Consider the following 25809-nt stretch of genomic DNA (forward strand, 5'->3'; position numbering starts at 1 on the left):
CCGCACCGGCGAACTTTCGGGCCTTGGTATGCGACAAGGCCCGATCGCTAAGCGCCGGGCCTTTGTTATAGCTTACTGACTGAGCAGGAAGTGGGCTCTCGCCACGGCAACCGGCTTTCGCCGGTCTTCTTGCCAGGCTTCGATCAGCACATTGGCCACCCGCTTGCCCTGCTTGGTGATCTCGCACTTGGCGTACAGGGTTTGCGGCCGGCCCGGACGCAGATAGTCCAGCGAGAAATCGACGATTTTCGGCGTTTCCAGCGATTCGCGGTTCCACATCAGGTGCAGCATCGCCGAGCTTTCCAGAAAGCCGCCGATCAGCCCGCCGTGCAGCGCCGGCAAGGCGGTGTTGCCGACGTTGCGCTCGGAAAAGGGCAGCTGAAACAACAGCTCGCCGGCCTCGTCCTCGCCCAGCTCCACCCCCATCAGCTTGATGTAGGGCAGTTCTTCCACGATGAGCGCATAGGCTTTTTGATCGCGCAGCGTGTTGAAACGTTCCATGAAGCGGCTCATGCGGCGGCCTCCGGCAACATCGGCGTACGGCTGGATTCGCGCATGAAGGTGGCCACGCCGTGGGCGATCGGATCGCTGGGCGATTCGTGGTAGCACACGGCGCGGGTAAAGGCGATCTGGCTGGCCAGGCGATAACATTCCGCCCGGCAGAAGATGGGCTTGCCCGGCGTGGCCGCCTTCAGGTAATCGATGCGCAGATCCAGCGTGGCGATGGTTTCCATCTCCGGCAGATGCGCCGTCACCGCCACCGCGCTGCAGGTGTCCACCAGCGAGGTGATCACCCCGCCGTGCAGGATGCCGGTGACCGGATTGCCGACCAAGTCCTCGCGCCAGTCCACTTTCAGAGTGGGCCGGCGCCCCTCGGTGCCGATGTACTGGAAACCCAGGGCGCGACAGTGCGGAAAGGAGACAAAAAGCTGGCTCATCGCCTCCAGCACTTCGGGATTGGCCGGCGTCGGAATCATGCCTCGCCGCCCTCGTCGGCGGCTTCGACGCCGTCTTCGCCTTCCAGCGCGTCCGCCTCGTCGTCGCTATCGCCCTCGGCCACTTTCTCCAGGCCGATCAGCTGCTCGCCTTCGTCCAGATTGATCAGGCGCACGCCCTGGGCGGAACGCCCGGTTTCGCGCACTTCGGCCACCTTGGTGCGGATCAGCACGCCGCCGGTGGTGATCAGCATCACGTCGTCGGTTTCCTCCACCAGGCTGGCGGCCACCAGCTTGAAGCCGGTCTTGTCGGTCAGGTCCATGGCGATCACGCCCTGGGTGCCGCGGCTGGTCAGGCGGAAGTCGCCGGTACGGGTGCGTTTGCCGTAGCCGCCGTTGCTGGCGGTCAGCACCATCTGGTCTTCGGAGTTGGTCACCAGCAGGGAGATCAGCTTCTGGCCTTCGCCCAGCTTCATGCCGCGCACGCCTCTGGAAGTGCGTCCCATCGGCCGCACCTGGCTTTCGCTGAAGCGCACCGATTTGCCGGCGTCGGAGAACAGCATCACCTGATCGCCCTCGACCGGCAGGCCGTCCTCGATCAGCTCGCCTTCAACCGCGATGTCTTCTTCTACGATGACCTCGTCATCCTCGTCGCCCTGGCCGGCCACACTCTTGCCGCAGGTCAGCGCCACGCCGATCAGATAATTGCCCTCGTCCAGATTGATGGCGATGATGCCGGCCGCGCGCGGCTTGGAGAAGGCGCGCAGCGGCGTCTTCTTCACGGTGCCGTCGGCGGTGGCCATGAACACGTACTGGTCGTCGCGGAATTCCTTGACCGGCAGCAGCGCGTTGATCTTCTCGCCCTCTTCCAGCGGCAGCACGTTGACCATGGGTTTGCCGCGGCTCTGACGGCCGCCCTGCGGCAGATCGTAAACCTTGCGCCAGTAGCAACGGCCGCGGCTGGAGAAGCACAGCACGAAGTCGTGGGTATTGGCCACGAACAAGGTGTCGATGAAATCGTCGTCCTTGGTGGCCGCCGCCTGCTTGCCGCGGCCGCCGCGCCGTTGGGCGCTGTAGTCGTCGATCGGCTGGGCCTTGATGTAGCCGGTATGGGAAATGGTCACCACCATGTCCTGCGGGGTGATCAGGTCCTCGATATTGATGTCGCCGCCGAAAGGCTCGATCTCGGAACGGCGCGCGTCGCCGAACTGGGCGCGGATGGCGGTCAGTTCTTCGCTGATGATCTGGTTGATGCGCTCCGGCTTGGCCAGGATGTCCAGGAGGTCCAGGATCACCGCCATGATGTCGCGGTATTCGGCGACGATCTTGTCCTGTTCCAGACCGGTCAGGCGTTGCAGGCGCATCTCCAGGATGGCCTGGGCCTGGGCGTCGGACAGGCGGTAGCCGCTGGCCTTGAGGCCGAACTCTTCCGCCAGCCCGTCCGGGCGCGCCTTGTCCTGATCCACGCGGGACAGCATTTCCTCCACCAACGGCGAACGCCATTCGCGCTCCATCAGCGCGATCTTGGCTTGCGGCGGGGTTTCAGACGCCTTGATCAGCGCGATGATTTCGTCGACGTTGGACAGCGCGACGGCCAGGCCTTCCAGGATGTGGCCGCGTTCGCGCGCCTTGCGCAGTTCGAAGATGGTGCGGCGGGTCACCACTTCGCGGCGGTGACGCAGGAACTCCACCAGAATCTGCTTCAGGTTCAGCAAGCGCGGCTGGCCGTCCACCAGCGCCACCATATTGATGCCGAAGCTGTCTTGCAGCTGGGTCAGCTTGTACAGGTGGTTGAGCACCACTTCCGGCATTTCGCCGCGCTTGAGCTCGATCACCACGCGCATGCCGGACTTGTCGGATTCGTCGCGCAGGTCGGAAATGCCTTCAATCTGCTTGTCGCGCACCAGCTCGCCGATGCGTTCCAGCAGCCGCGCCTTGTTCACCTGGTACGGGATCTCGTCGACGATGATGGCCTGGCGGTCGCCCTTGCCGATGTCTTCGAAATGGACGCGCGCGCGCATGATCACGCGGCCGCGGCCGGTGCGGTAGCCTTCCTTGACGCCGGCGGTGCCGTAGATGATGCCCGCGGTGGGGAAGTCCGGCGCCGGAATGATGTCGATCAGCTCGTCAATGGTCAGCTCGCTGTTGGCCAGCAAGGCCAGGCAGGCGTCCACCACCTCGTTCAGATTGTGAGGCGGAATATTGGTGGCCATGCCCACGGCGATGCCGGAGGAACCGTTGATCAGCAGATTGGGGATCTTGGCCGGCAGAATCAGCGGCTCGTGCTCGGAACCGTCGTAGTTGGGACCGAAGTCCACGGTTTCCTTCTCGATGTCGGCCAGCAGCTCGTGGGCGATGCGCGCCATGCGGATCTCGGTGTACCGCATCGCGGCGGCGTTGTCGCCGTCCACCGAACCGAAGTTGCCCTGACCATCCACCAAGGGGTAGCGCAGCGAAAAATCCTGCGCCAGACGCACGATGGTGTCGTATACCGCGCTATCGCCGTGCGGGTGGTATTTACCGATCACGTCGCCAACGATACGCGCCGATTTCTTGTACGCGCGGTTCCAGTCGTTGGACAGCTCGTGCATGGCGTACAGCACCCGACGGTGCACCGGCTTCAGGCCATCGCGCACATCAGGCAAGGCGCGGCCCACGATCACGCTCATCGCGTAATCCAGATAAGAGCGGCGCATCTCCTCTTCGAGGCTGATGGGGATGGTTTCCTTGGCGAACTGGTTATCGGTCATAGTTTCTTGATTCGTAAGGATGAACAGGCCGCGCTGCGATTGCGGGTGCATTCACGCGCCCGCCGCAGGGCGGCCAGCATAGGTAATGACAGCTCGTATTCTATCACGAAACGGTCATCTCCAACGGACTTCCGTCAGTCCGGACCGGGCTCTTCCGCCCCTTCCGCGCCCTCGTCTTCCGCCGCGCCCAGTTTAAGATGCTGCTGTAATTGCTTGTTATTGCGCACCCCCAGCTTGCGCAGGCGCTCGGCGCTGGCGACCAGGTTGCCGCGGCCGCTGGACAGCTGCTTCATCGCGTCGCCGAAGCTGTCCCGCGCCACGTCCAGCTGCTTGCCCAGCTTTTCCAGATTGGCGGCGAAGCCGACGAATTTGTCGTACATCGCCCCGCCCTGGCGCGCGATCTCCTGGGCGTTCTGGTTCTGGTATTCGTAGCGCCAGATGCTGGCCACGGTGCGCAGCGTCGCCAGCAGGGTGCTGGGGCCGACGATCATGATGCGGCGCTCGAAGGCCTCGTTGAACAAGCTCATGTCCTGCTGCACCGCCAGCAGATAGGCCGGCTCCACCGGGATGAACATGAACACGAAGTCCAGGGTGTTCAAGCGGTACAGGTCCTGGTAGCGCTTCTCCGACAAGGTGCGGATGTGGTTGCGGATGGCCGCGACATGCGCCTTCATTTCCGCCGCGCGCTCGGCCTCGTCCTCGGCGGCGGTGTAGCGCACATAGGCGTTCAAGGACACCTTGGAATCCACCACCAGCTGCTTGCCTTCCGGCAGGTCTATCACCACGTCGGGCTGGTAGCGGCGGTTGCCGTCCTCGCCTGCCACCACGTCGGACACTTGCACCCGGTATTCGCGGTCCTTGTGCAGGCCGGAGGTTTCCAGCACCCGCTCCAGCACCATCTCGCCCCAGGAGCCCTGCGCCTTGCTGCTGGCGCCGGTCAAGGCCCTGGTCAGCGCGATGGCGTCGTCGCCCAGCCGGCTGTTGAGTTCTTGCAGGCGCTTGAGCTCCGCCTCCAGCGACAAGCGCCCCTGGCTGTCTTTTTCATAACTGTCCTGCACCAGCTTGCCGAAATCCTGCAGCCGCTGCTGCAAAGGCCCGAGCAGATGGCCGAGGTTCTGCTGGTTCTGCTCGGTGAAGCGCTTGGCCTTCTCTTCCAGGATGTCGCCGGCCAAGGCCTTGAACTGCCCCGCCATGCTTTCGCGCGCCTCGGTCAACAAGGCCAGCTTTTCGGCGTTCTGGCCACGCTCCTGCTCCAGCAAGGTCGCCAGCTCCTGCTCGCGCGCGGTGAGCCGGGTCAGCTCAGCGCTCAGTTGCTCCAAGCGCTCCGCCTGCTTGCCGCGCTGCTGACGCATATCCTCCAGTTGCTTGGAGTGCTCCTGCATCGCCGACCAATAGGCCGCGGCCTGCTGCTGGGCCTCCGCCAGTTTGCCTTCCTTATGCCGCGCCTCCTGCAACAACTCCCTGGCGCTTTCCAACTGCGCCGTCTGCGTGGCCAGGCGCTGCGTCCAATCCTGCAACTCCGACTCGCGCCGGCGCGCGCCCATGATTCCGGCTGCGGCCCAGCCTCCCAAACCCGCGACCAGCGCAGCCAGTATCGCGACCAACGGCATGCTCATTGCCGGGCTCTCCATAAATGAATTAAAGCGGCGCTCCAGAACAACAAGGCCAGCGCGAGAAACACACCGAATAGTTGCAAAGGCTCACGCCAGACGGCTTCGGCCGGGGCGAGCCACACGCAAACGCTGAAAACCACGGCAAGGACGCCGCCTCCCCATTTGAGCGCCGCGCCGAACCGCCCCCGGCTCAGCAAGCCCCAGGCCATCAGCAAGAGCAGGATGCCCAGCACCAGCGGCCAAGCAAGCAGGGCCAGCAGCCACGCCAACTTCCAGAGCGCAAGATCGTTAAACACCAGGGATCTTCCGCTCCAGATCCGTCGCCGCCCAGTGCTGCAAATACACTTGCAGTTCCTTGCGGCCCTGCCACTCGTTGGCGATCAACTGGTAGACCGCGTCGACATTGTCCGGCAGCCACTCCACCTGATTGAACAGCATGGCGTCGAACTCCTCGCCGTCGCGCGCCAGCCGCAGCTTCAGGTGCTTGTCGCCGACCACGCGCTGGCTCATCACCGCGAAGCGGTCGTGGAAATACGGCACCGGGAAGCCCTGGCCCCACACTTCGGCCGCCAATTGCTCGGCGAACGCCAGGTTCAATTCGCGCGGCGCCAGGCTGCCGTCGGTTTCTATGGTGCGGGTCAGGTGACGCTCTTCCAGCAGTTCGCGCGCCACCGCCTCGAAGGCGCGCTGGAATTCGTCAAAGCGCGATTGACGCAGGCTAAGGCCGGCCGCCATCGCATGGCCGCCGAACTTGAGGATCAGGCCGGGATGGCGCTTGAACACCAGGTCCAGCGCGTCGCGCAGATGGAAGCCGGGAATCGAGCGGCCCGAGCCCTTGATCTCGCCGTTGTCGCCGGGCGCGAACACGATGGCCGGCCGGTGGAAGCGTTCCTTGAGCCGGGAGGCGACGATGCCCACCACGCCCTGATGCCAGTCGTCGCGGAACAGGGTCAGCGTATAGCGGTTGTCGGCGTCGATGCCGGACAGCGCCGCCAGCGCCTCGTCCTGCATGCCGTGTTCTATGCTGCGCCGCTCGCGGTTGAGCTGATCCAGCTGCTGCGCCAACCGCTGCGCCTGCTCCTCGTTGCCGGACAGCAGGCAGGCGATGCCCAGGCTCATGTCGTCCAAACGGCCGGCGGCGTTCAAGCGCGGGCCCAGCGTGAACCCCAAATCGAAGGTGTTGGCCTTGTAATGGGCGCGGCCGGCGACGCGGAACAAGGCGGCGATGCCCGGCGCCATGCGGCCGGCGCGCATGCGCTTGAGGCCGTTTTCCACCAGGGTGCGGTTGTTCTGGTCCAGCCGCACCACGTCGGCCACCGTGCCCAGCGCCACGTAATCCAGCAGTTCGCCCAGATTGGGCTGACCGCGCTCGTCGAAGACGCCGCGCTGGCGCATTTCGGCGCGCAAGGCCATCAGCACGTAGAACATCACGCCGACGCCGGCCAGGTTCTTGGACGGGAATTCGCAGCCCGGCTGATTGGGATTGACGATCAGCGCCTCCGGCAAGGTGTCGCCCGGCAGGTGGTGATCGGTGACCAGCACCTCGATGCCTCGCGCCTTGGCGGCGAGCACGCCGTCCACGCTGGCGATGCCGTTGTCCACGGTGACGATGATGTCCGGGCTTTGGCGCGCGGCCAGCTCAACGATCTCCGGCGTCAGGCCGTAGCCGTATTCGAAGCGGTTGGGCACGATGAAGTCGACGCGCGCGCCCAGCATGGACAGGCCCTTGACCGCCACCGCGCAGGCGGTGGCGCCGTCGGCGTCGTAATCGGCCACCACCAGCAGCCGTTGCCGGCCGGCGATGGCGTCGGCCAGGCGGCGCGCCATCGGCAAGATGTTTTTCAGGCTCTGATAGGGCAGCAAGGCCTTGAGGCCGTAATCCAGCTCGGCGCAGTCGCAGATGCCGCGCGCGGCGTACAGCCGCGCCATCAGTGGGCTCAGGCCCTGGCGCAGCAATTGCTCATGCGTGTCGGCGGGAATGGTTCGGGAAACGATTTGGGACATATTTTCTCAATACAAGGCGGACAGCGGCAGCGGCCGCTTCCAGAATTTCCACAGGTCGTTGCGGCGCGCCCTCAGCTCCAGCCCCTCGGGGCCGTGCGCGCGCAAGACCAGGCTGTCGATCCGACCCTGGCGCAGCGCCTGCAGCAAGGGCGCGAACCAGTCGCGCTCCAGGCGCTGCAGCGCCTCGCGCCAGCCCCAGGCGTCGCGGTACTGCGCCGCCGCCTGCAGCCCGTCCAGCACCAGCAGGCTGTCGCGGCCGCCGGCCTGATCGACGAAGCCGGAAAAATCGTAAGGCGCCGGCAAGCAGGGCTCGCCGGCCTCGGCGGCGATCCAGCCCAGCCAGTCCTCGTCGGCGAACACCTGCTCGGCCGGCGCGCGCCAGCCCGGCTCCGCGCCGCCGCCCCACAGCCACAGGCTGTTGACGCCGAGTTCGCCGCGCGCCTCGCGCTCGTCGTTCAATGGATGGGCGTACAACAGCATCTGCAATTCATTCAGCAGCCGGCTCCAGTCCAGGCCGCGCTCGCCCTGCGGCAAATGCGCGTTGATGTCCTCGCCCACCACGTCCGGCAGCGGACTGAAGCTCGCGGCGGCCGGCGCGTCCAGCTGCAGCAGCCAGCGGCCCGGCTCCAGCGGGTGGATGCGCCAGCCGTCGTCGGCGAAATGACGGTTCGCCGCGTCGGCCAGGATTTCAGCCTCGGCCTGGCTCAAGCTCATCACGCCGATATCGGCCAGCAAGGCGCGGTCGCGGTCCACGCGCACATGCACCGGATCGGCCAGCAGCCAGTCCCCCCGCTCCGCCGGCAGGCCGGCGCCGCGCGCCCGCAGCCGCGCCAGACCCGCCGCGGAGCCGCGCCACGGCGCGGTCAACAGTTCGCTCAGCGCCGCCGGCCTGGCGGCGCGTTCGCCCTGGCCCAGCAGACGCTGCAAGGCGGGCAAATCCAGGCCCTTGCACACATCGGCGCCGTCGTGGCCGTCCAGCCAGAGCAGACCGGGCAACAACAATGTCAATTTCATTTATCGCTACACATGGATGACAAGATCGAAGTAATATCAAAGCCTTGCAAAAACGCCCTGGCATGGGCGCCCGGCGAAATCAGGCGGATAGCATCCAGAATCGCGGCTATAATTTACAGTTTGCACAGGAACTTATGCCGCGCAAGCTCCCCAAATGTTGAGACGCGGCCGCAAGGCCTGTGATTGGCAAATACGGAATTTACATAAGGTTGGCTCATGGCCAGCCTTTTATAGTGAACGATGGATTATCGCAAACTGCTACATATCCCGCAAAAATGCTTCCACAAGCTGATGAACCACCATCTGAGCTTGATCGGCGCGGCCGCCTCCCTGCCCTTGTTCGGCATGGCCACCGCTTTCGCCGTGGCTCAGAACGGCGCCCAACCCGCCGCCGCGGACATCCAGCAAAAAGAAGTGACCGAACAACTCAGCCTGCCCGCCTTCAGCTTCAGCGAGAGCGGCACCCGTTATTGGCGGGACGAGGCGATACAGCGAGGCGACACCATCGCCCGCGTGTTGAACCGGCTGGGCATCCGCGACAGCGAAGCCAACCGCTTCCTGCACTCCAGCCCCTTGTCCAAGGACCTGCTCAAGTTGAAGACCGGCGCCACGCTGTCGGTGCAAACCAACGATCTGGGCGAACTCTTCGGCCTGCGCTTCCTCAATGACGACGAGAACGGCGAACAGGTGCTGGTGGCCATCGAAAAGGTCAAAGGCGAATGGCAGGCCAGCGCCGACCCGATCGCCACCGAGGCGGTGCAGACGGTGCGCTCGCTGCTGATCACCCGCTCGGTCGGCGCCGCGCTGGCCAAGGCCCAGGTGCCGCGCGACATCCGCGCCCAGCTGACGGAAATCTTCGCCGATCAGTTCAACATCAATTCCCTGGGCAAGGGCGACCGCATCAATCTGGTGTACGAAACCCTGCTCTACAACGGCGCGCCCATCGCCGCCGGCAACCTGCTGGCGGTGGAAATCCAGCGCTCCGGCAAGCTGCACCAGGCGTTCTACTTCGCCCACGACAGCGAATCCGGCGCCTATTACGACGCGCAAGGCAAGCCGATCAAACAGGGCTTCAGCCACCAGCCGGTGGCCAACGCCCGCATCAGCTCCGGCTTCGGCTTCCGCAAACACCCGATCCTGCGCTCGCTGCGCCTGCATTCCGGCGTGGATTACGCCGCCGTCACCGGCACCCCCATCATCGCCCCGGCAGACGGCACCATGGTCAAGGTGGAGCGTCAAAACGGCTATGGCAATATGGTGGAAATCCGCCACAATCAGAAAATGACCACGCTGTACGCGCACATGAGCCGCTTCGCCCAAGGCGCCCGCTCCGGCAAGAGCGTCAAGGCCGGCGAGGTGATAGGCTATGTCGGCAGCACCGGCCGCTCCACCGGCCCGCATCTGCACTTTGAAGTGCGGATCAACGGCCAGGCGGTGGACCCGGCCACCAACGCGCTGCCGACCCCGGGCCTGAGCGCCACCCAGCTGGCCGAGTTCAAATCCGGCAACCAATCGCTGACCGCGCACCTGAAACTGCTGCGCGAACTGCCCACCAATATCGCATTGCTAGACTGATGAATGAACGCTTGATCGGACTGATGTCCGGCACCAGCCTGGACGGCGTCGACGCCGTGCTGGTGCGCTTCGACGAACAGGGCGCGCCCAGCGTGGAAGCCGACCACTTCGTCGCCTACCCGCCGCGGCTGCGCGAACAGGCGCTGGCGCTGCAGGCGATCGGCGACAACGAACTGGACCGCGCCGCCCGGCTGGCCAATGAACTGGCCGAACTCTACGCTCAGGCCGTCAACGGCCTGCTGGCGGCCGAGGGACTGAAGCCGGCCGACATCGCCGCCGTCGCCAGCCACGGCCAGACCATACGTCACGCGCCGGACGCCGGCTACACCTGGCAAATCGGCAATATGGCCCGCCTCGCCGAACTGAGCGGCATCGACGTGATCGCCGACTTCCGCAGCCGCGACCTGGCCGCCGGCGGCCAAGGCGCGCCCTTGGTGCCGGCCTTCCACCAGGCGGTGTTCGGCGCGCCGGAACAAAACCGCGTGATCCTGAACATCGGCGGCATCAGCAATCTGACCCGGCTGCATCCGGGCCAGGCGGTGGTCGGCTTCGACTGCGGCCCCGGCAATATGCTGATGGACGCCTGGTGCCTGCGTCATCAGGGCCGGCCCTACGACGCCGACGGCCAGTGGGCGGCCCAGGGCGCGGTGGAGAACTCGCTGCTGCAGGCCTTGCTGGACGAACCCTTCTTCCGTCTGCCGCCACCCAAGAGCACCGGACGCGATCTGTTCGACCTGCCCTGGCTGGAGCAAAAGCTGCTGGGCCGCCATGTGCCCGCCGCGGACGTGCAAGCCACGCTGCTGGAACTGAGCGCGCGCGGCATCGCCCAAGCCATCGCCCTGCACTGCCCCGGCAATCAGACGGTCTTCGTCTGCGGCGGCGGCGCGCGCAACGGCGCGCTGATGCGCCGGCTGGCCGCGCTGCTGCCGGAGCAAGCCATCGCCGGCACCGCCGCGCTGGGCCTGCCCGAGCACCAAGTGGAAGCCGCCGCCTTCGCCTGGCTGGGCTGGCGCTTCTTGCGCCGCCTGGCCGGCAACCTGCCGGAAGTGACCGGCGCCGCCGGCGGACGCGTACTCGGCGCGCTGTATCCCCGCTAAGCGTTTCAATAGGGAACGCCATCAAGTCTTGTCAGCGGAACTGAATACATTCCGACACGCTTAAACCGGGCGTGTCAGGCTATAATCAGCGACAGTCATAGCCGAACAAGAGAAAAATGCGACTTTTCAAGCGCAAAGCCGTAGTCAAAAACAGCCAGACGCCGCTGCCGCCGCAGCTGGCCTCGCTGCTGCGCGAGGCGTGGTGGCTGCTGATGGCCGTGCTGGCCGTCTATCTGGTGCTGGTGCTGGCCAGCTACTCCCCGCTCGACCCCTCCTGGTCCCACAGCTCTTCCGACCCCACGGTGCGCAACTACGGCGGCGCTTTCGGCGCCTGGCTGTCCGATATGCTGCTCTATGTGTTCGGCCTGTCCGCCTGGTGGCTGGTGGTGTTCTGCCTGGTGGCCATCGCCTGGGGCTATCAGCGGATGGAAACCCTGGGCTTCAAGCTCAATCCCATCACCGTCGCCGCCATCGGCGGCTTTCTGCTGCTGCTGTTTTCCAGCGCCAGCATTGAAGCCATCATCCTGGCCGAAAAAGCGCTGAACCTGCCGCTGTCCGCCGGCGGCATGCTGGGGCATTTCATCGGCCTAGGCATCGCCCACGGCCTGGGCCTGTCCGGCGCCTATCTCTTGCTCAGCGTGCTGGCCGCCATCGGCTTCTCCCTGTTCACCGGCCTGTCCTGGCTGGACATCATGGAACGCCTGGGCGGCGCGCTGGAAGACGGCGCCCTGAAGCTGTGGCACAGCTGGCAGGCGCGCAAGGACAGGGAAATCGGCAAGGAAACCGCGCAGAAGCGCGAAGCCAAGATCACCACCGAGAAAAAGAAGAACGAAGAGAAAATCCCTCTGCGCATCGAACCGCCGGTGCTGGACGTGCCGCTGTCCACCAAGGCGCAAAAGCCGGTGCAGCACTCCTTGTTCGCCGATCCCAAGGACAGCGCGCTGCCCGGCCTGACGCTGCTGGAAGCGCCCAAGGAGCAGCAGGAGCCGGTATCGCAGGACACGGTGGAATACACCTCGCGGCTGATCGAACGCAAGCTGGCCGACTTCGGCGTCGACGTCAAAGTGGTGGCCGCCTATCCCGGCCCGGTGATCACCCGCTACGAGGTGGAGCCCGCGGTGGGCGTCAAGGGCGCTCAGGTGGTCAACCTGATGAAGGACCTGGCGCGCGCGCTGTCCCTGGTGTCCATCCGCGTGGTGGAGACCATTCCCGGCAAAACCTATATGGGCCTGGAGCTGCCCAATCCTAAACGCCAGATCGTGCGTCTGTCGGAAATCGTCGGCTCCGACGGCTACCAGAACATGGCCTCCCGGCTGACCATGGCGCTGGGCAAGGACATCGCCGGCCAGCCCGTGTCCGCCGACCTCGCCAAGATGCCGCACGTGCTGGTGGCCGGCACCACCGGCTCCGGCAAATCCGTGGCCATCAACGCGATGATCTTGTCCCTGCTCTACAAGTCCACGCCCAAGGAAGTGCGGCTGATCATGGTCGACCCCAAGATGCTGGAATTGTCGATCTACGAAGGCATTCCGCATCTGCTGGCCCCGGTGGTCACCGATATGAAACAGGCCGCCAACGCGCTGAACTGGTGCGTGGCGGAAATGGAGCGCCGCTACAAGCTGATGTCCAAGCTGGGCGTGCGCAATCTGGCCGGCTTCAATCAGAAGATCAAGGACGCGGACAAGGCCGGCGAGAAGATCCCCAACCCCTTCAGCCTGTCGCCGGAAACGCCTGAACCGCTGGACACCCTGCCGCTGATCGTGGTGGTGATCGACGAGCTGGCCGACCTGATGATGGTGGCCGGCAAGAAGATCGAGGAATTGATCGCGCGGCTGGCGCAGAAGGCGCGCGCCGCCGGCATCCATCTGATCCTGGCCACCCAGCGGCCGTCGGTGGACGTGATCACCGGCCTGATCAAGGCCAATATCCCGACGCGGATCGCCTTCCAGGTGTCCAGCAAGATAGACAGCCGCACCATTCTGGACCAGATGGGCGCGGAAACCCTGCTGGGCCAGGGCGACATGCTCTATCTGCCGCCGGGCACCGGCTACCCGGTGCGGGTGCACGGCGCCTTCGTCGCCGACGAGGAAGTCCACCATGTGGTGGAGTTCCTGAAAAGCACCGGCGGACCGGATTACGTGGAAGGCATTCTCACCGGCCAAAGCGAGGGCGACGACGGCGCGTCCTCCGGCCTCGACGGCGAATCCGACGGCGAAGCCGACCCGCTTTACGATGAAGCCGTCGCCATCGTGCTCAAGACGCGCAAGGCGTCCATCTCCTCGGTGCAGCGTCATCTGCGCATAGGCTACAACCGCGCCGCGCGGCTGATCGAGCAAATGGAGTCCGCCGGCCTGGTTTCGGCGATGGAAAGCAACGGCAACCGCGCAGTGCTGGCGCCGTCCCGCGAAGACTAAGACAAGCCACCAAACCCGGCCGGGCGCCATGCCGCCCGGCCTCAACCAAGAGGTCCCGCATGGCGGATTTCAAGCCCGAACCCCCGTTTCGTCACGACTACGCGCCCAAGACCGGCGTGCTGCTGATGAATCTGGGCACGCCGCAAGCGCCCACCGCCAAGGCGCTGCGCCCCTACCTGAAAGAATTCCTGTCCGACCGCCGCGTGATCGAAATCCCGCGCGCGCTCTGGTGGCTGATCCTCAACGGCGTGATCCTGAACACCCGCCCGGCCCAATCCGCCAAGAAATACGCGGCGATCTGGGAAAAGGACGGTTCGCCGCTCTACACCCACACCCGCAAACAGGCGGCGCTGATCAAGGGCCAGCTGGGCGAGATGGGCTTGCGCAATCTGGTGGTGGACTTCGCCATGCGCTACGGCGAGCCTTCGGTGGAAAATGTGATCGCCCGCATGCGCGAACAAGGCGTGGAACGGTTGCTGGTGCTGCCCTTGTATCCGCAATACGCGGCCTCCTCCAGCGCCACCGCCTTGGACCAGGTCTTCCGCGCGCTGATGAAGCTGCGCAATATGCCGGAGCTGCGCACCGTTCGCCATTTCCACGACGACCCCGGCTATATCCGCGCGCTGGCGGAACAAGTGCGCGCGCATTGGCGCGAGCACGGCCGCGGCGACAAATTGGTGATGAGCTTCCACGGCGTGCCTCGCTTCACCCGCGACAAGGGCGACCCCTATCACTGCGAATGCCAGAAAACCGGACGCTTATTGGCGGAAGCGCTGGGCTTGACGCAACAGGAGTACCAAGTCTGTTTCCAAAGCCGTTTCGGCCGCGCGGAATGGCTGCAGCCTTATACCAGCGAAGTATTGGCTCAGTTGGGCAAAGACAAGACCGGCAAGCTGGATATTCTCTGTCCCGGCTTTATCGCCGATTGCCTGGAAACGCTGGAAGAAATCGCGATGGAAGGCAAGGAGACCTTTCTCAGCCATGGCGGCGGCGAATATCGATACATTTCGTGTTTGAATGAAAACCCGCAATGGATTCACGCAATCTCGACTATGATCAAACAGAATCTGGCGGGATGGTGCGAGGCCCCGGAGGAAAACGCCCCGCTGCGCCAGGAACGGGCCAAGGCCTTGGGCGCCAAAACCTGAAACCGGACTGCCGGCAAAAATCCGAACAAGTCGTTTAAATTCAAAAACTTGAAAAACAAGAAACGCCACCTGTCAGTTATTCCAGGTGGCGTTTGCGCTTTAGACACACCATTACCCAAGAAGTTTACAAATAGTTGCACCCCTCCCCGGTTTTGACATTGACACTCGCGCAAACAGCTACCCATAATCAAACGCAACCAATGGTCATTTTCACCAAATACCGTTGGCCACAAAGAGATGACTAGAGTCTACAGAATAGAGAATCAGGGGATACATCACATGAACAAATATGTCCGCCTCAGCGTCATTGCCGCTGCCGCCATGACCCTGGCCGCCTGCGGCAAGCAAGAGCAACCGGCCGCCAATCAGGCGGCTTCGGCCCCGGCTCAAGCCGCAGGCGACGGCGCCGTCGTCAAGATCGGCCAGGTATCGCCGATGTCCGGTCCGATTTCCCATCTGGGCAAGGACAATGAATACGGCGCCAAGCTGGCCATCGCCGACCTGAACGCCGCCGGCGTGGAGATCGGCGGCAAGAAGCTCAAATTCGAACTGGTGTCGGAAGACGACCAGGGCGACCCGAAGATCGGCACCCAAGTGGCGCAGCGCCTGGTTGACGCCGGCGTGGCCGGCGTGGTGGGCCACCTGAACTCCGGCACCACCATCCCCGCGTCCAAGATTTACTCCGACGCCGGCATTCCGCAGATCTCTCCGTCCGCCACCAACCCGGACTACACCAAGCAAGGCTTCAAGACCACTTTCCGCGTGATCGCCAACGACGTGCAGCAAGGCCGCGCGCTGGGCGAATTCGCCGCCACCGGTCTGAAAGCCAAGAAGATCGCCATCATCGACGACCGCACCGCCTACGGCCAGGGCCTGGCCGATCAGTTCGAGGCCGCGGTCAAGGGCAAGGGCGCCGAAGTGGTGAAACGCGAGTTCACCACCAACACCGCCACCGACTTCAACGCCATTCTGACCTCGATCAAGGCCAGCAAGCCGGACCTGATCTTCTACGGCGGCATGGACGCGCAAGCCGGCCCGCTGGCCAAGCAGATGCAGCGCCTGGGCCTCAAGGCCAAGCTGATGGGCGGCGACGGCTGGCAGACGCCGGAATTCATCAAGCTGGCCGGCGAGGCTTCCGACGGCCAGTACGCGTCCAGCTGCGGCGTGCCGCGCGACAAGATGCCGGGCTTCGCGGCGTTCAACGACAAGTTCAAGAAGCAGTTCAACACCGAGGTGCAGATCTACGCGCCGTATGAGTACGACGCGGTGATGGTGCTGGTGGACGCGATGAAACGCGCCAAATCCACCGACCCCAAAACCTATCTGGCCGAAGTGGGCAAGACCGGCTACACCGGCGTGACCGGCAAGATCGCCTTTGACGACAAGGGCGACATCAAGAACGGCGCGGTGACCGTGTACCAGGTCAAGGGCGGCAAGTGGGAAGTGGTGTCCACCGTCGGCGGCGAAGCCGCCGCCGCGCCGGCCGCCAGCGCCGCCCAGTAAGCCCAGTCCTACCGCTTGAACCGAAGAGGCGCTCCGCGCCTCTTTTTTTCGCCCCGCCGCTCACGAAGCGCGGCGGCGGGTGAACGGGGCCAAGAACGAACAATGGCACCCTAAGGCGCCATTGGAAACCCGCGAGACAAGCCTCGCTCAGTCGCGGAACTGCGCCGCGTGCCCGGTCAGGATGGCCATGCCGGCCTTCTGGATGTCTTCGGAGATCAGCATCGCCGCGTTCCAGTTCGCCACATATTCAAGGCCATCCGCCACCGAGTGGTCTCGGCTGTAATTGAGCACCTCCTTGCAGCCGCGCATCGCCAGCGGCGACTTGCCGGCGATCAGCCGCGCCGATTCCAGCGCCGCCGCCAGCACCGCGTCCGCATCCGGCAGCACGCGGTTGACCAGGCGGATGGCCAACGCTTCTTCCGCCGTCGCGTCGCGGCCGGTCAAGGCCAGCTCGCGCGCCAGGCCTTCGCCCACCACCCGCGGCAGCCGTTGCAGCGAGCCCACGTCCGCCACCATGCCGACGTCGATCTCACGCACCGAAAACACCGCGTCCGCGGCCGCAAAGCGGAAATCCGCCGCCAGGGCGATGTCGAGGCCGCCGCCGACGCAGGCGCCGTGCACCGCGGCGATCACCGGCTTGCGGCAACGCTCCAGGCTGTTGACGCAGCCCTGCAGATCCAGGATCAGACGACGCAATTTCTCGCGCTTGCGCGCCTCGCAATCGTCGGCGATCTCCGCCTGGACGCCCATCAGCATGCCCAGGTCGATGCCGGAACAGAAATGACGGCCCTCGCCGGCCAGCACGCCCACGCGCGCGGCCGGGGTGTCGTCCAGCCACTCGAAGGCGGCCCGCAAGTCCTGCCACATCCGCTGGTTCAGCGCATTGGCCTTGTCCGCGCGATTGAGGCGGATCAAGGCCACGTGTTCGTTCAGCTCGATCCGTATCGTTTCCAGATTGATCATGCCGCCGCTCCTTGTTCCGGACGTTTCTTGGGAATCCACGCCCACAGCATTTCGCATTCGATCGGCGATTCGCCGGATTCGTCGGTGACCAGCACCGGCACCAGCACCTCGCCCTTTTCCGTGTCGTGCATCAGCTGGATCTGCTCCGCGTTCAGGCTGGCCACCGCGCGCATATCGCCTTGCGAGCGGCGCACGTAGTTGACCTTCATCGATTTGAGCAGCATCAGCTTGTCGTCCGGCATATTCATGCCGACGACGAAGCCGGTCGAGGTCTCCGCCAGCAGGGCCATCGCCGCGGCGTGCACGCCGCGGATGTGGTTCTGCACCTTCTTGCGGTTGCGGATGGACACCGTCAAACGCTGATGGCCCACCTCCTCGAAACGCAGGCCCGCGGTGGACAGAAACGGCACGATCTTGCCGAACATCATGCTCAATACCGTGCTGCGCATTCCCGCCGGCAGCTTGCCCACTTTGTCGGCAATGCGGCTCATGCTGTTTTTCTTGTACTCCATGTAGCGCCCCTCTGTTGTTGTCGTGATTCCGGCACTCAATGCCCGCCCAGGCCCAGCACCGCGCGCACTTGCTGCTTGATGGTCTCCAGCGCATGCTGATCTATGCGCGCCAGCTGCAGCGCCCCTTGCAAGGCGGAGAACAGCATCATGCCGATGGCCTCCGGCGTGCCGGCGTAACGCATCTGGCCGCTGGCCGCGCCGCGCCTAGTGATGTCCACCGCCCACAGCCGCATCTCGTCGATGAAGGCCGCCGCTTCCCGCTGCATTTCCTCCGGCAGCGTCAGGAATTCGGTACTGAGAATGCCGCTGGGACAGATCTGCCGGTGCTGCCGGTAATAGCTGTCGCTCAGACCGAAATACGCCTCCAGCTGCGCCTGGGGATCCAGCGCCGCCTGCTGATCGATGAAGCGCTGGAAACGCCGGCGGTAACGCTGGATCAAGGCCACGCCCAGATCGCTTTTCTTGGGGAAGTGATAATGAATGGCGGCGTTGCGCACGCCCAGCTCCGAGCTGATGTGCTGGTAGCTGAAAGCGTTGAAGCCCCGGCTGAGCAGCAATTGCTCGGCGATGTCCAGGATGCGCTTGCGGGTGTCGGTCTTGGGATCTGGGCCTTGAGTCATGCGAAGCACTCTACTTACTGGTCAGTAAGGTGTCAATTGCGCGATTTTGCAAGCAAAGCTGGAAACTGAATCAATCGTCCCCATCTCTAAACCCCGATGCCGATTCCACGCGCCGCCGGCCATCCGCGCCGCGTCGGAAAATCAGCCCGCTTGCGCCTACCATTAAGGTCATGGGCCGGAATCGCGCCCCCATCACCCACTAGCCCCCTAACCAGCACCCTAGATGAGCGAAAACAATCAGTCCCCCAGCCTGGAGCAGGCCTTGCGCCAGATCAGCCAAGCGCCGGCCCAGCTCGACGCCCTGTCCGCGCTGCTGCAGTGCCTGCGCCCCGACGACGCCGGCAAGCCGCAACAAGCCGTCGTCAATCTGCAGGCGCTGTCCTATCTGCTGGAACACCATGCCGAATACCGCGAGGCCCTGCGCAAGGCGCTGCTGCAATTGCTGACCGAAACCCGGCAGATTCCGCTGTACACCGAATGCGGCATCCTGGCCAACGAAGGCTTCGGCTCCACCTTGCTGCGACGCGTCGGCGAACGCATTCTGCCCATGCCTTATAAGGCGGATTCGCTGCAGGACCGCTTCAGCCGGCTGTTCAGCTGGAAGCAGGACTACATCTGGCTGGCGGCCATCCCCGACGCCACCTGGCACGCGTTGTGGCGGGCGATGGCCTGGCAGGAGAACGACAACGCCGACGGCTGGCAGCAGACTCGGCTGCAGTTGCTGGAATCGGTGCAAGTGCTGTCGGCCCAGATCACCGCCATCGGCCTGGAGCCGGAGCTGGTGCGCATCAATCCGGACATCGAACGCTTCGAATCGCCGTTTCTCAATCTGAACGCCGAAGTGCAGCGCTACGTCGACGGCTACCGCCGCGATCTGATCGAGGGCCTGCCGCGCGCCGAGGACGACAAGCACGTGCTGGTGCTGCTGGACCAGTGCGAAAGCATACTCAACAAGGTGCGCAAGAACGCGCGCCGCTTCGGCATCTCGGTCAACCTCACCTACCACGGTCTGCGGCTGGCGCAGAGCATCGCCCGCATCCGCGCCTTGCTGGCCATCCTGGACCCGGAACACGACCCGGCCGCGGAACCGCACTTGTTCCAGCTCATCGTCACCTTCGCGCGCGCGGAAAACCGCAAATACAGCCTGCGCGATCTGTTCAAATCCAATGTGGAGCTGCTGGCGCTGCAAGTCACCGAGCACGCCGGCCGCCACGGCGAGCACTACATCGCGGAAAGCCGCAAGGAGTGGTCCGCCATGGCCAAGGCGGCGATGGGCGCCGGCCTCATCGTCGGCTTCATGGCGCTGATCAAGCTGATGCTCAGCCGCGGCCACCTGCCGCCGCTGTGGGAAGGCATCGCCTTCGGCCTCAACTACGCGATCGGCTTCATCATCGTGCAAATCCTGCACCTGACCATCGCCACCAAGCAGCCGGCGATGACCGCCGCGCGCATCGCCGCGGTGCTGCACGAAAACAACGGACAAAAGAAACAGCTGGAGGACCTGGCCGACCTGGTGGTCAAAGTGATGCGCACCCAGTTCGTCGCCATCCTCGGCAATGTGCTGCTGGCCATCCCCACCGCCGGCCTGATCGCCTTCGCCTGGCAGGCCGCCTTCGGCGCGCCGGTGGTGGACGTGGCCAAGGCGCAAAGTCTGCTGCACGACATCGACCCCATCCACAGCCTGGCGCTGCCTCACGCCGCCATCGCCGGGGTGTTTCTGTTCCTGTCCGGCCTGATCGCCGGTTATTACGACAACAAGGCGATCTACCGCCGCATCCCTGAGCGCATCGCCTCCCACGCCGGGCTGAAGCGGCTATTGGGCGAAAACCGCGCCTGGAGACTGGGCAACTATATCGAACACAATCTGGGGGCGCTGGCCGGCAACTTCTACTTCGGCATGTTCCTGGGCCTGACCGGCACCATAGGCTTCATCCTCGGCCTGCCCATCGATATCCGCCACATCACCTTCTCCGCCGCCAATCTGGCCTTCGCCACCGTGGCGCAGGACTTCCAGCTGCCCCTGGCCACCGTGCTGCTCGGCTGCGCCGGCGTGGCGCTGATCGGCCTGACCAATCTGGCGGTCAGCTTCTCGCTGGCTTTGTGGGTGGCCTTGCGCTCGCGCAAGCTGTCCGGCAGCCTGCTGTGGCCGCTGGTGCCGATGCTGCTCAAGCGCTTCCTCAGCGCGCCGCTGTCCTTCTTCCTGCCGCCCAAGACCGTCGCGCAGGAAGACGCCGCCGCGGACCCCGCCGCCGAGCTCAAAAACCACTCTTGAACCGCCGCAGGGCCGTCAACCGCCCAGCCCGGCCCGCGTTATTGCGAGTGTCGGGCCGGGGATTAAAGTTGACGGCCAAACGGCCGATAACATGACAGTATTCCCCCGCCGGCTGGCAGCCGGCGGCCCCGTGATGGAACACGCAACGACCACAACGCTTGATTTTCTCGCAAGACAAGCGCGCCAGCGGCAGCGGCGCGCCAGGGAGGCGTCGTCATGGCATCCATCACCACCAGCGTAGGGCCGCTGGACGTGCAAAGCATTGTCAGCCAGCTGATCGCAGTGGACTCGCAACCGCTGACCCAAAGCCAGAGCCGGGTCAGCAATTATCAGTCCCAGCTCAGCTCCATCGGCCAGATCAGCTCCGCGCTGTCCAGCCTGCAGACCGCCTCCACCGCCATGGCCTCCGGCAGCTTTCTGCAGCAATTCCAGATCGCCTCCACCGACAACACCATCGCCAGCGCCAGCGCCACCAGCGGCGGCGTGGCCGGCAACTACGCGCTCAACGTCACCCAGTTGGCTCAGCCGAGACAACTGGTGTTCGACCAAACCTCGGGCGGGCAAGCCATCACCGACCAGAACGCCGCGCTGGCCGGCGCGCCCGGCGCGCTGAGCTTCACCGTCAACGGGACCACCAGCACCGTGCAACTGGGCCAGAACGGCTCCGCCGTCTCGCTGTCCTCCATCGCCGACAGCATCAATAGCGCCGGCATCGGCGTCAACGCCTCGGTGGTGGAGTACAACAGCAAGTTCTCGCTGGTGCTGGCCTCCGCGCAATCCGGCCCCGCCAACGCCTTCAGCATCGCCGCCGGCGGCAGCGACAGCGGCGCCGCGTCCGGCAACACCCTGGCCGGCCTGAGCCAGAGCAGCGCGGCCGCCGGCGAATCCGCGGCGGCCCAGGACGCCTTGCTCACCGTCAACGGCGTCAATGTGTCCAGCAGCAGCAACACCCTGAGCAATGTGATCAACGGCGCCACCGTCAACCTCAACAAGCTGGGCCAGGTGACGCTGAACATGAGCCAGAACACCGCCAACGTCACCTCCACGCTGCAAACCTTCGTCAGCGCCTACAACCAGGTGATCAGCGCCAGCAACGCCGCCCTCAACGGCAGCATGAAGAACAATAGCGACGTCATCGGCCTGCAAGAGCAGCTGTCCGGCCTGCTCAGCACGCCGGTGCCGGGCGTCAACGCCTCCTCCTCTTACGCCTATCTGGCCCAGGTCGGCATCACCCAGCAGGCGGACGGCACGCTGAAACTGGATTCCAGCGCCTTCACCACCGCGCTGAACGCCGATCCCGGCGCGGTGGCCAATCTGTTCGGCAACGCCCAGAACAACGGCTACGCCAACGCCTTCAACACCGCCATCAACAATCTGCTGGGCCCCAACGGCATGATCACCGCCGATCAGGGCGACATCAACGTCAAGATCAACGACGAAACCAATCTGCAGGCTCAGCTCAACAACCAGTTGGCCAACGAGAAAAGCTCGCTGCTGAACGAATACACCGCGCTCAACAGCGAGCTGTCGGCCATGCAGCAATCCACCTCCAGCCTGGCCAATCTGCTGGCTTGAGCGCGGCGACGCCGGCGGCGGCGCTCTGCGCCGTCGCGGCGTTTGCCGTATACTGACGCAACTCACGCAGCCTCGCGCTGTCGAACCCCGTTTGCACCGGCCCTTCGGCCCCGGATTCAATGACTGCCCGCATTCAATACTCTCGTCGCCAACTACTCCAGATGGGCGCGCTCAGCGCCGGCCTTGGCCTCTTGCAAGGATGTCGCACCATGGTTGACCAATCCCTTCCCGCGCCGGCAGCCGTCGGCAGCAGCCTCTATTTCACCGCCTGCTCCGGCCCCTTGCCGGACGCGCGCCAAAAGCAGCAAGCCGTGGAGCGGCTGCGCCTGGCCGGCTATCAGCTGGAAAACGTCCAGGCGCTGGACCGCCGCCATCAGCGTTTCGCCGGCAGCGACGCGCAAAGGCTGGCCGACCTCAATCAGCTGATCTCGCGCCGCAGCGCGCCGCAGCTGCTGGTGGCCGGCCGCGGCGGCTACGGCGCCACGCGGCTGCTGCCCCACATCGACTACGGCCGGCTCTGCCCGCTGCTGCGCGAATCCGGCAGCCAGCTGATCGGCTACAGCGACTTCACCGCCATTCAGCTGGCCTTGCTGGCCAAGGGCGGGCTGGGCAGCTTCGCCGGCCCCATGGTCAGCGACTTCGGCGCCAAACAACCCAGCGCCTTCACCCTCAATGAATTCCTGACCACCACCACCACGGCCAACCGCCAGCTGCGCGTCGACGCGCCGCAGCGCCACAACGCCAGCGGCGAAGGCGTGTTCTGGGGCGGCAACCTCAGCGTGCTCAGCAGCCTGGTCGGCACGCCCTATCTGCCGGACATCAAGGGCGGCCTGCTGTTCCTGGAGGACGTCGCCGAACAGCCCTACCGCATCGAACGCATGCTGCAGCAGCTGCATCTGGCCGGCGTGCTGGCCAAACAGCGCGCCATTTTCATCGGCGATTTCAATATGAGCCGCCAGGTCGACCTCTACGACCCCGGCTACACCCTGGACGCGGTGCTGGCGGAAATCCGCCGTCTGACCGGCGTTCCGGTGCTGACAGGCATTCCTTTTGGTCATGTCCACGACAAGACCACGCTGCCGATGGGCTTCCCGGCCCGCTTCAGCGCGGACGGCGGCGGCCTGACGCTGCAGTTCTTCGACTACCCGGTGACGCCGGCCAATCCGCAACAAAAAGAACTACTTAGCGTTTCCGCGCCGCTCTAAGGCGCTCGCGCCTCCCGCCGCCCGCGCGCGGCGCGCCTTGACGCTCCTGCGAGACTAGGGCAAGTTTTTCCGCTTGCCCGCCATCCCTCACAGGAGCCCCGCATGCCCCCTCGTATTCCGCTGCTGGCCGGCGCGCCGCTGATCGCCGGCCTGCTGGCCGCTGCGCCGTCAAGCGCCGCCGAACAGGGCTATCAGACCCCGCCCGCCGAATTGCGCGCCCTGGTGGACGCGCCGCGCCCGCCCTTGCAAAGCCTGGGCCCCAAGCGCCGGACCCTGCTGCAAATCCATCGCCCCGGTCTGCCCGGCATCGCCGACGTCGCCCAGCCCGAACTCAAGCTGGCCGGCTTGCGCCTGAATCCCGCCATGCGCGCCGCCAGCCGTTTCGACTTCGGCAACGCGCTAAGCCTGCTGGACGTGAAACAGGGCCACAGCCGCGCGGTGCGCGGCCTGCCCGCCGGGGCCCGCATCGCCGACAGCGCCAGGTCCGCCGACGAAAGCCGCGTGGCTTTCAGCCTATGGGGCGCCAAGGGCGTGGAGCTGTGGCTGTTGGACGTGGCCGACGCCCGCGCGCGCCGGCTGGGCGAGGTCCACCTCAACGCCGCCACCGGCCCCGGCTTCGCCTGGTTCGGCGAACAGCTGCTGATCAAGCGCGTGCCGGCGAAGCAAGGCCCGGCGCCGCGGCCGCCCCAGGCTCCGAGCGGCCCCAATATCCAGCAAAGCGAAGGCGGCGCGCTGTCCCAGACCCGGACCTATCCCGACCTGCTCAAGACCCCCTACGACGCCGACCTGCTGGACTACCAGCTGCAAAGCCAATTGGCCTTGCTCAGCCTGGACGGCAAGCTCAGCCCCATCGGCCAGCCCGACCGCTATCTCGGCGTCAGCGCTTCGCCCAATCGCCAATACCTGCTGGCCACCCGCCTGCAACGCCCCTACTCCGGCCTGGTGCCGATCTCCCGCTTCCCCAAGCGCGTCGACGTATTGGACCGGCAAGGCCGCATCGCGCATACCGTGACCCAGCGGCCGCTGCTGGAACGCATGCCTTCCGGCAACGACGCGGTGGAGACCGGCCCGCGCGAAATCGCCTGGCGCGCCGACGCGCCGGCCAGCCTGTTTTGGGTCGAAGCGCTGGACGGCGGCGACCCCGGACAAAACGCCGCCGAACGCGACGCGCTCTATCTGCAAGCCGCGCCCTTCCAGCAAGCGCCGCGGCAGCTGCAGCGGCTGGCCAGCCGTTTCGCCGACGTCCGCTGGGGCCGCGGCGACCTGGCCCTGGTGCGCGAACACTGGTGGAAAAGCCGTGAACTGAAAGTCTGGCGCGCGCGCCCCGACCAGGACCGCCCGCCGGAACTGCTGAGCAGCCGCAAATCGGAAGACCGCTACAGCGACCCCGGCGAGGCGGCCATGATCAGCAACGCCAACGGACAATCCGTACTGCAAACCACGCCGGACGGCAAGGCCATCTATCTGCTGGGCGAAGGCGCCGGCCCCGAAGGCGACCGCCCCTTCGTCGACCGCTACGCGCTGGACGACAAACGCGCCACGCGGCTGTGGCAATCGCAAGCGCCCGGGTTCGAACGGCCGGCCGCGCTGCTGGACGACGCAGGCCGGGACCTGCTGCTCAGCCGCGAATCCGTCAGCCAGCCGCCCAATCTCTACCGTCTGGCGCTGGGGCAAGCGTCCGGACCGCTGGCGCTGACCCATGTGCCGCACCCGACGCCGCAATTGAAGGACGTCGCCAAGACACTGCTGCGCTACCGGCGCGCCGACGGCGTGGCGCTGACCGCCACCCTCTATTTGCCGCCCGGCTACGAGGCTAAGCGCGACGGCCCGCTGCCGCTGCTGATGTGGGCCTATCCCACCGAGTTCAAAACCGCCGCCGCGGCGAGCCAGGTGACGGAATCGCCCTACCGCTTCAATCGGATCAGCTATTGGGGACCGCTGGCCATGCTGGCGCGCGGCTACGCGGTGCTGGACGATCCGGGCATGCCCATCGTCGGCGAAGGCGAGAAAGAGCCGAACGACAGCTATCTGCCGCAGCTGAAAATGAACGCCCAGGCCGCGGTGGACGAAGTGGTGCGCCTGGGCGTGGCCGACCCCGCCCGCATCGCCGTCGGCGGCCATTCCTACGGCGCCTTCATGAGCGCCAATCTGCTGGCGCACACCCGGCTGTTCCATGCCGGCATCGCCCGCTCCGGCGCCTACAACCGCACGCTGACGCCCTTCGGCTTCCAATCGGAGGAACGCAATTTCTGGCAGGCCAAAGAGGTTTATCAAGCCATGTCGCCGTTCAACTACGCCAATCAGATCAAGGACCCGCTCTTGCTGATCCACGGCGAAATGGACAACAACCCAGGCACCTTCCCGCTGCAAAGCGAGCGTCTATACCAGGCGCTGCAAGGCCTGGGCGCGGTTGCGCGGCTAGTGACCCTGCCGGCGGAAAGCCACGGCTACCGCGCTCGCGAATCGATATTGCACATGCTGTGGGAACAAGACCGCTGGCTGGGACGTTACCTGGGCCGCTCCGGCGCCGCGCGGCAGCCGTCCTAGGAAACCGTTCAGAGTCGCGCGAGCAAGAGCGGGACAAGGCCTTGCGGCGGAGAAAGCGGAGC

19 protein-coding genes are annotated in these 25809 nt (G+C 65.3%); 9 read left to right on the plus strand and 10 right to left on the minus strand.

The window, feature by feature from the left end; genetic code table 11:
• Positions 1-72 precede the first annotated feature (72 nt).
• From DB032_RS09050 to DB032_RS09080, 7 genes are all read right to left on the minus strand, one after another.
• A complete protein-coding gene (locus tag DB032_RS09050) occupies positions 73-513 on the minus strand; it encodes a PaaI family thioesterase (RefSeq protein ID WP_107799188.1) in 441 nt (146 codons plus the stop codon).
• A complete protein-coding gene (locus tag DB032_RS09055; protein ID WP_107799189.1) occupies positions 510-977 on the minus strand; it encodes a PaaI family thioesterase in 468 nt (155 codons plus the stop codon). The genes DB032_RS09050 and DB032_RS09055 overlap by 4 nt, the downstream gene beginning before the upstream one ends.
• The gene (gene gyrA / locus DB032_RS09060) at positions 974-3685 is read right to left on the minus strand and encodes a DNA gyrase subunit A (RefSeq protein ID WP_107799190.1); all 2712 of its coding nucleotides are present in this window, start codon (positions 3683-3685) and stop codon (positions 974-976) included. Before gyrA ends, DB032_RS09055 begins: the two co-directional genes overlap by 4 nt.
• Before the next feature lie 134 nt (positions 3686-3819).
• Positions 3820-5301, minus strand: coding sequence for a DNA recombination protein RmuC (gene rmuC / locus DB032_RS09065; RefSeq protein WP_233246669.1), 1482 nt, complete (start codon positions 5299-5301; stop codon positions 3820-3822).
• Positions 5298-5567: a hypothetical protein gene (locus tag DB032_RS09070; RefSeq protein WP_199225859.1), complete on the minus strand. Its 270-nt coding sequence runs from the start codon at positions 5565-5567 to the stop codon at positions 5298-5300. Before DB032_RS09070 ends, rmuC begins: the two co-directional genes overlap by 4 nt.
• Positions 5568-5586: 19 nt before the next feature.
• Complete coding sequence (recJ, locus tag DB032_RS09075; protein WP_107799193.1) at positions 5587-7302, minus strand: single-stranded-DNA-specific exonuclease RecJ; 1716 nt, start codon at positions 7300-7302, stop codon at positions 5587-5589.
• A 6-nt stretch (positions 7303-7308) separates the two neighbouring features.
• Positions 7309-8316, minus strand: coding sequence for a hypothetical protein (locus DB032_RS09080; RefSeq protein ID WP_107799194.1), 1008 nt, complete (start codon positions 8314-8316; stop codon positions 7309-7311).
• Between the two features lie 240 nt (positions 8317-8556).
• On the opposite strand from DB032_RS09080, the gene DB032_RS09085 reads away from it, so the two are divergent.
• The 5 genes from DB032_RS09085 (at position 8557) to DB032_RS09105 (ending at position 16053) form a co-directional block, all read left to right on the plus strand.
• Positions 8557-9891: a peptidoglycan DD-metalloendopeptidase family protein gene (locus DB032_RS09085; protein WP_107799195.1), complete on the plus strand. Its 1335-nt coding sequence runs from the start codon at positions 8557-8559 to the stop codon at positions 9889-9891.
• On the plus strand, positions 9891-10988 hold the full coding sequence (locus DB032_RS09090) for an anhydro-N-acetylmuramic acid kinase (RefSeq protein WP_107799196.1): 1098 nt from the start codon (positions 9891-9893) through the stop codon (positions 10986-10988). The genes DB032_RS09085 and DB032_RS09090 overlap by 1 nt, the downstream gene beginning before the upstream one ends.
• 116 nt (positions 10989-11104) lie before the next feature.
• Positions 11105-13402 carry a DNA translocase FtsK gene (locus DB032_RS09095; protein WP_107799197.1) on the plus strand — a complete coding sequence of 766 codons (2298 nt, stop codon included), beginning with the start codon at positions 11105-11107 and terminating at the stop codon, positions 13400-13402.
• A 59-nt stretch (positions 13403-13461) separates the two neighbouring features.
• Positions 13462-14550 (plus strand): ferrochelatase, encoded by a 1089-nt coding sequence (gene hemH, locus DB032_RS09100; protein WP_107799198.1) that lies wholly within the window; start codon positions 13462-13464, stop codon positions 14548-14550.
• Between the two features lie 279 nt (positions 14551-14829).
• A complete protein-coding gene (locus tag DB032_RS09105) occupies positions 14830-16053 on the plus strand; it encodes a branched-chain amino acid ABC transporter substrate-binding protein (protein WP_019101420.1) in 1224 nt (407 codons plus the stop codon).
• A gap of 147 nt (positions 16054-16200) precedes the next feature.
• Here the strand turns inward: DB032_RS09105 and DB032_RS09110 are convergent, their stop codons facing one another.
• The 3 genes from DB032_RS09110 to DB032_RS09120 are packed head-to-tail and all read right to left on the minus strand — an operon-like array spanning position 16201 to position 18148.
• The gene (locus DB032_RS09110; RefSeq protein WP_199225860.1) at positions 16201-17016 is read right to left on the minus strand and encodes a crotonase/enoyl-CoA hydratase family protein; all 816 of its coding nucleotides are present in this window, start codon (positions 17014-17016) and stop codon (positions 16201-16203) included.
• Complete coding sequence (locus tag DB032_RS09115; protein WP_227108215.1) at positions 17013-17507, minus strand: DUF4442 domain-containing protein; 495 nt, start codon at positions 17505-17507, stop codon at positions 17013-17015. Before DB032_RS09115 ends, DB032_RS09110 begins: the two co-directional genes overlap by 4 nt.
• Positions 17508-17563: 56 nt before the next feature.
• The gene (locus DB032_RS09120; protein WP_107799199.1) at positions 17564-18148 is read right to left on the minus strand and encodes a TetR/AcrR family transcriptional regulator; all 585 of its coding nucleotides are present in this window, start codon (positions 18146-18148) and stop codon (positions 17564-17566) included.
• A gap of 223 nt (positions 18149-18371) precedes the next feature.
• Here DB032_RS09120 and DB032_RS09125 point away from each other — a divergent pair, with 223 nt between their 5' ends.
• From DB032_RS09125 to DB032_RS09140, 4 genes are all read left to right on the plus strand, one after another.
• Positions 18372-20420 carry a site-specific recombinase gene (locus tag DB032_RS09125; protein ID WP_107799200.1) on the plus strand — a complete coding sequence of 683 codons (2049 nt, stop codon included), beginning with the start codon at positions 18372-18374 and terminating at the stop codon, positions 20418-20420.
• Between the two features lie 216 nt (positions 20421-20636).
• Positions 20637-21995: a flagellar filament capping protein FliD gene (fliD, locus tag DB032_RS09130; protein WP_107799201.1), complete on the plus strand. Its 1359-nt coding sequence runs from the start codon at positions 20637-20639 to the stop codon at positions 21993-21995.
• A gap of 209 nt (positions 21996-22204) precedes the next feature.
• Positions 22205-23200 carry an LD-carboxypeptidase gene (locus tag DB032_RS09135; RefSeq protein ID WP_233246670.1) on the plus strand — a complete coding sequence of 332 codons (996 nt, stop codon included), beginning with the start codon at positions 22205-22207 and terminating at the stop codon, positions 23198-23200.
• Between the two features lie 102 nt (positions 23201-23302).
• Entirely contained in the window at positions 23303-25747 is a 2445-nt protein-coding gene (locus tag DB032_RS09140; RefSeq protein ID WP_107799203.1) for an alpha/beta fold hydrolase, read from the plus strand.
• The last annotated feature ends 62 nt before the right edge of the window (positions 25748-25809 follow it).

Source organism: Chromobacterium sp. Panama, from assembly GCF_003052555.1.
In the GTDB taxonomy this organism is placed as follows: Bacteria; Pseudomonadota; Gammaproteobacteria; order Burkholderiales; family Chromobacteriaceae; genus Chromobacterium.

What these genes read in the sequence shown, in the direction of transcription:
- DB032_RS09050 (WP_107799188.1), bottom strand. Translation starts at nt 513, where the DNA reads ATGAGCCGCTTCATGGAACGTTTCAACACGCTGCGCGATCAAAAAGCC.
- DB032_RS09055 (WP_107799189.1), bottom strand. Translation starts at nt 977, where the DNA reads ATGATTCCGACGCCGGCCAATCCCGAAGTGCTGGAGGCGATGAGCCAG.
- gyrA (WP_107799190.1), bottom strand. Translation starts at nt 3,685, where the DNA reads ATGACCGATAACCAGTTCGCCAAGGAAACCATCCCCATCAGCCTCGAA.
- rmuC (WP_233246669.1), bottom strand. Translation starts at nt 5,301, where the DNA reads ATGAGCATGCCGTTGGTCGCGATACTGGCTGCGCTGGTCGCGGGTTTG.
- recJ (WP_107799193.1), bottom strand. Translation starts at nt 7,302, where the DNA reads ATGTCCCAAATCGTTTCCCGAACCATTCCCGCCGACACGCATGAGCAA.
- DB032_RS09080 (WP_107799194.1), bottom strand. Translation starts at nt 8,316, where the DNA reads ATGAAATTGACATTGTTGTTGCCCGGTCTGCTCTGGCTGGACGGCCAC.
- DB032_RS09085 (WP_107799195.1), top strand. Translation starts at nt 8,557, where the DNA reads ATGGATTATCGCAAACTGCTACATATCCCGCAAAAATGCTTCCACAAG.
- DB032_RS09090 (WP_107799196.1), top strand. Translation starts at nt 9,891, where the DNA reads ATGAATGAACGCTTGATCGGACTGATGTCCGGCACCAGCCTGGACGGC.
- DB032_RS09095 (WP_107799197.1), top strand. Translation starts at nt 11,105, where the DNA reads ATGCGACTTTTCAAGCGCAAAGCCGTAGTCAAAAACAGCCAGACGCCG.
- hemH (WP_107799198.1), top strand. Translation starts at nt 13,462, where the DNA reads ATGGCGGATTTCAAGCCCGAACCCCCGTTTCGTCACGACTACGCGCCC.
- DB032_RS09105 (WP_019101420.1), top strand. Translation starts at nt 14,830, where the DNA reads ATGAACAAATATGTCCGCCTCAGCGTCATTGCCGCTGCCGCCATGACC.
- DB032_RS09110 (WP_199225860.1), bottom strand. Translation starts at nt 17,016, where the DNA reads ATGATCAATCTGGAAACGATACGGATCGAGCTGAACGAACACGTGGCC.
- DB032_RS09115 (WP_227108215.1), bottom strand. Translation starts at nt 17,507, where the DNA reads ATGAGCCGCATTGCCGACAAAGTGGGCAAGCTGCCGGCGGGAATGCGC.
- DB032_RS09120 (WP_107799199.1), bottom strand. Translation starts at nt 18,148, where the DNA reads ATGACTCAAGGCCCAGATCCCAAGACCGACACCCGCAAGCGCATCCTG.
- DB032_RS09125 (WP_107799200.1), top strand. Translation starts at nt 18,372, where the DNA reads ATGAGCGAAAACAATCAGTCCCCCAGCCTGGAGCAGGCCTTGCGCCAG.
- fliD (WP_107799201.1), top strand. Translation starts at nt 20,637, where the DNA reads ATGGCATCCATCACCACCAGCGTAGGGCCGCTGGACGTGCAAAGCATT.
- DB032_RS09135 (WP_233246670.1), top strand. Translation starts at nt 22,205, where the DNA reads ATGGTTGACCAATCCCTTCCCGCGCCGGCAGCCGTCGGCAGCAGCCTC.
- DB032_RS09140 (WP_107799203.1), top strand. Translation starts at nt 23,303, where the DNA reads ATGCCCCCTCGTATTCCGCTGCTGGCCGGCGCGCCGCTGATCGCCGGC.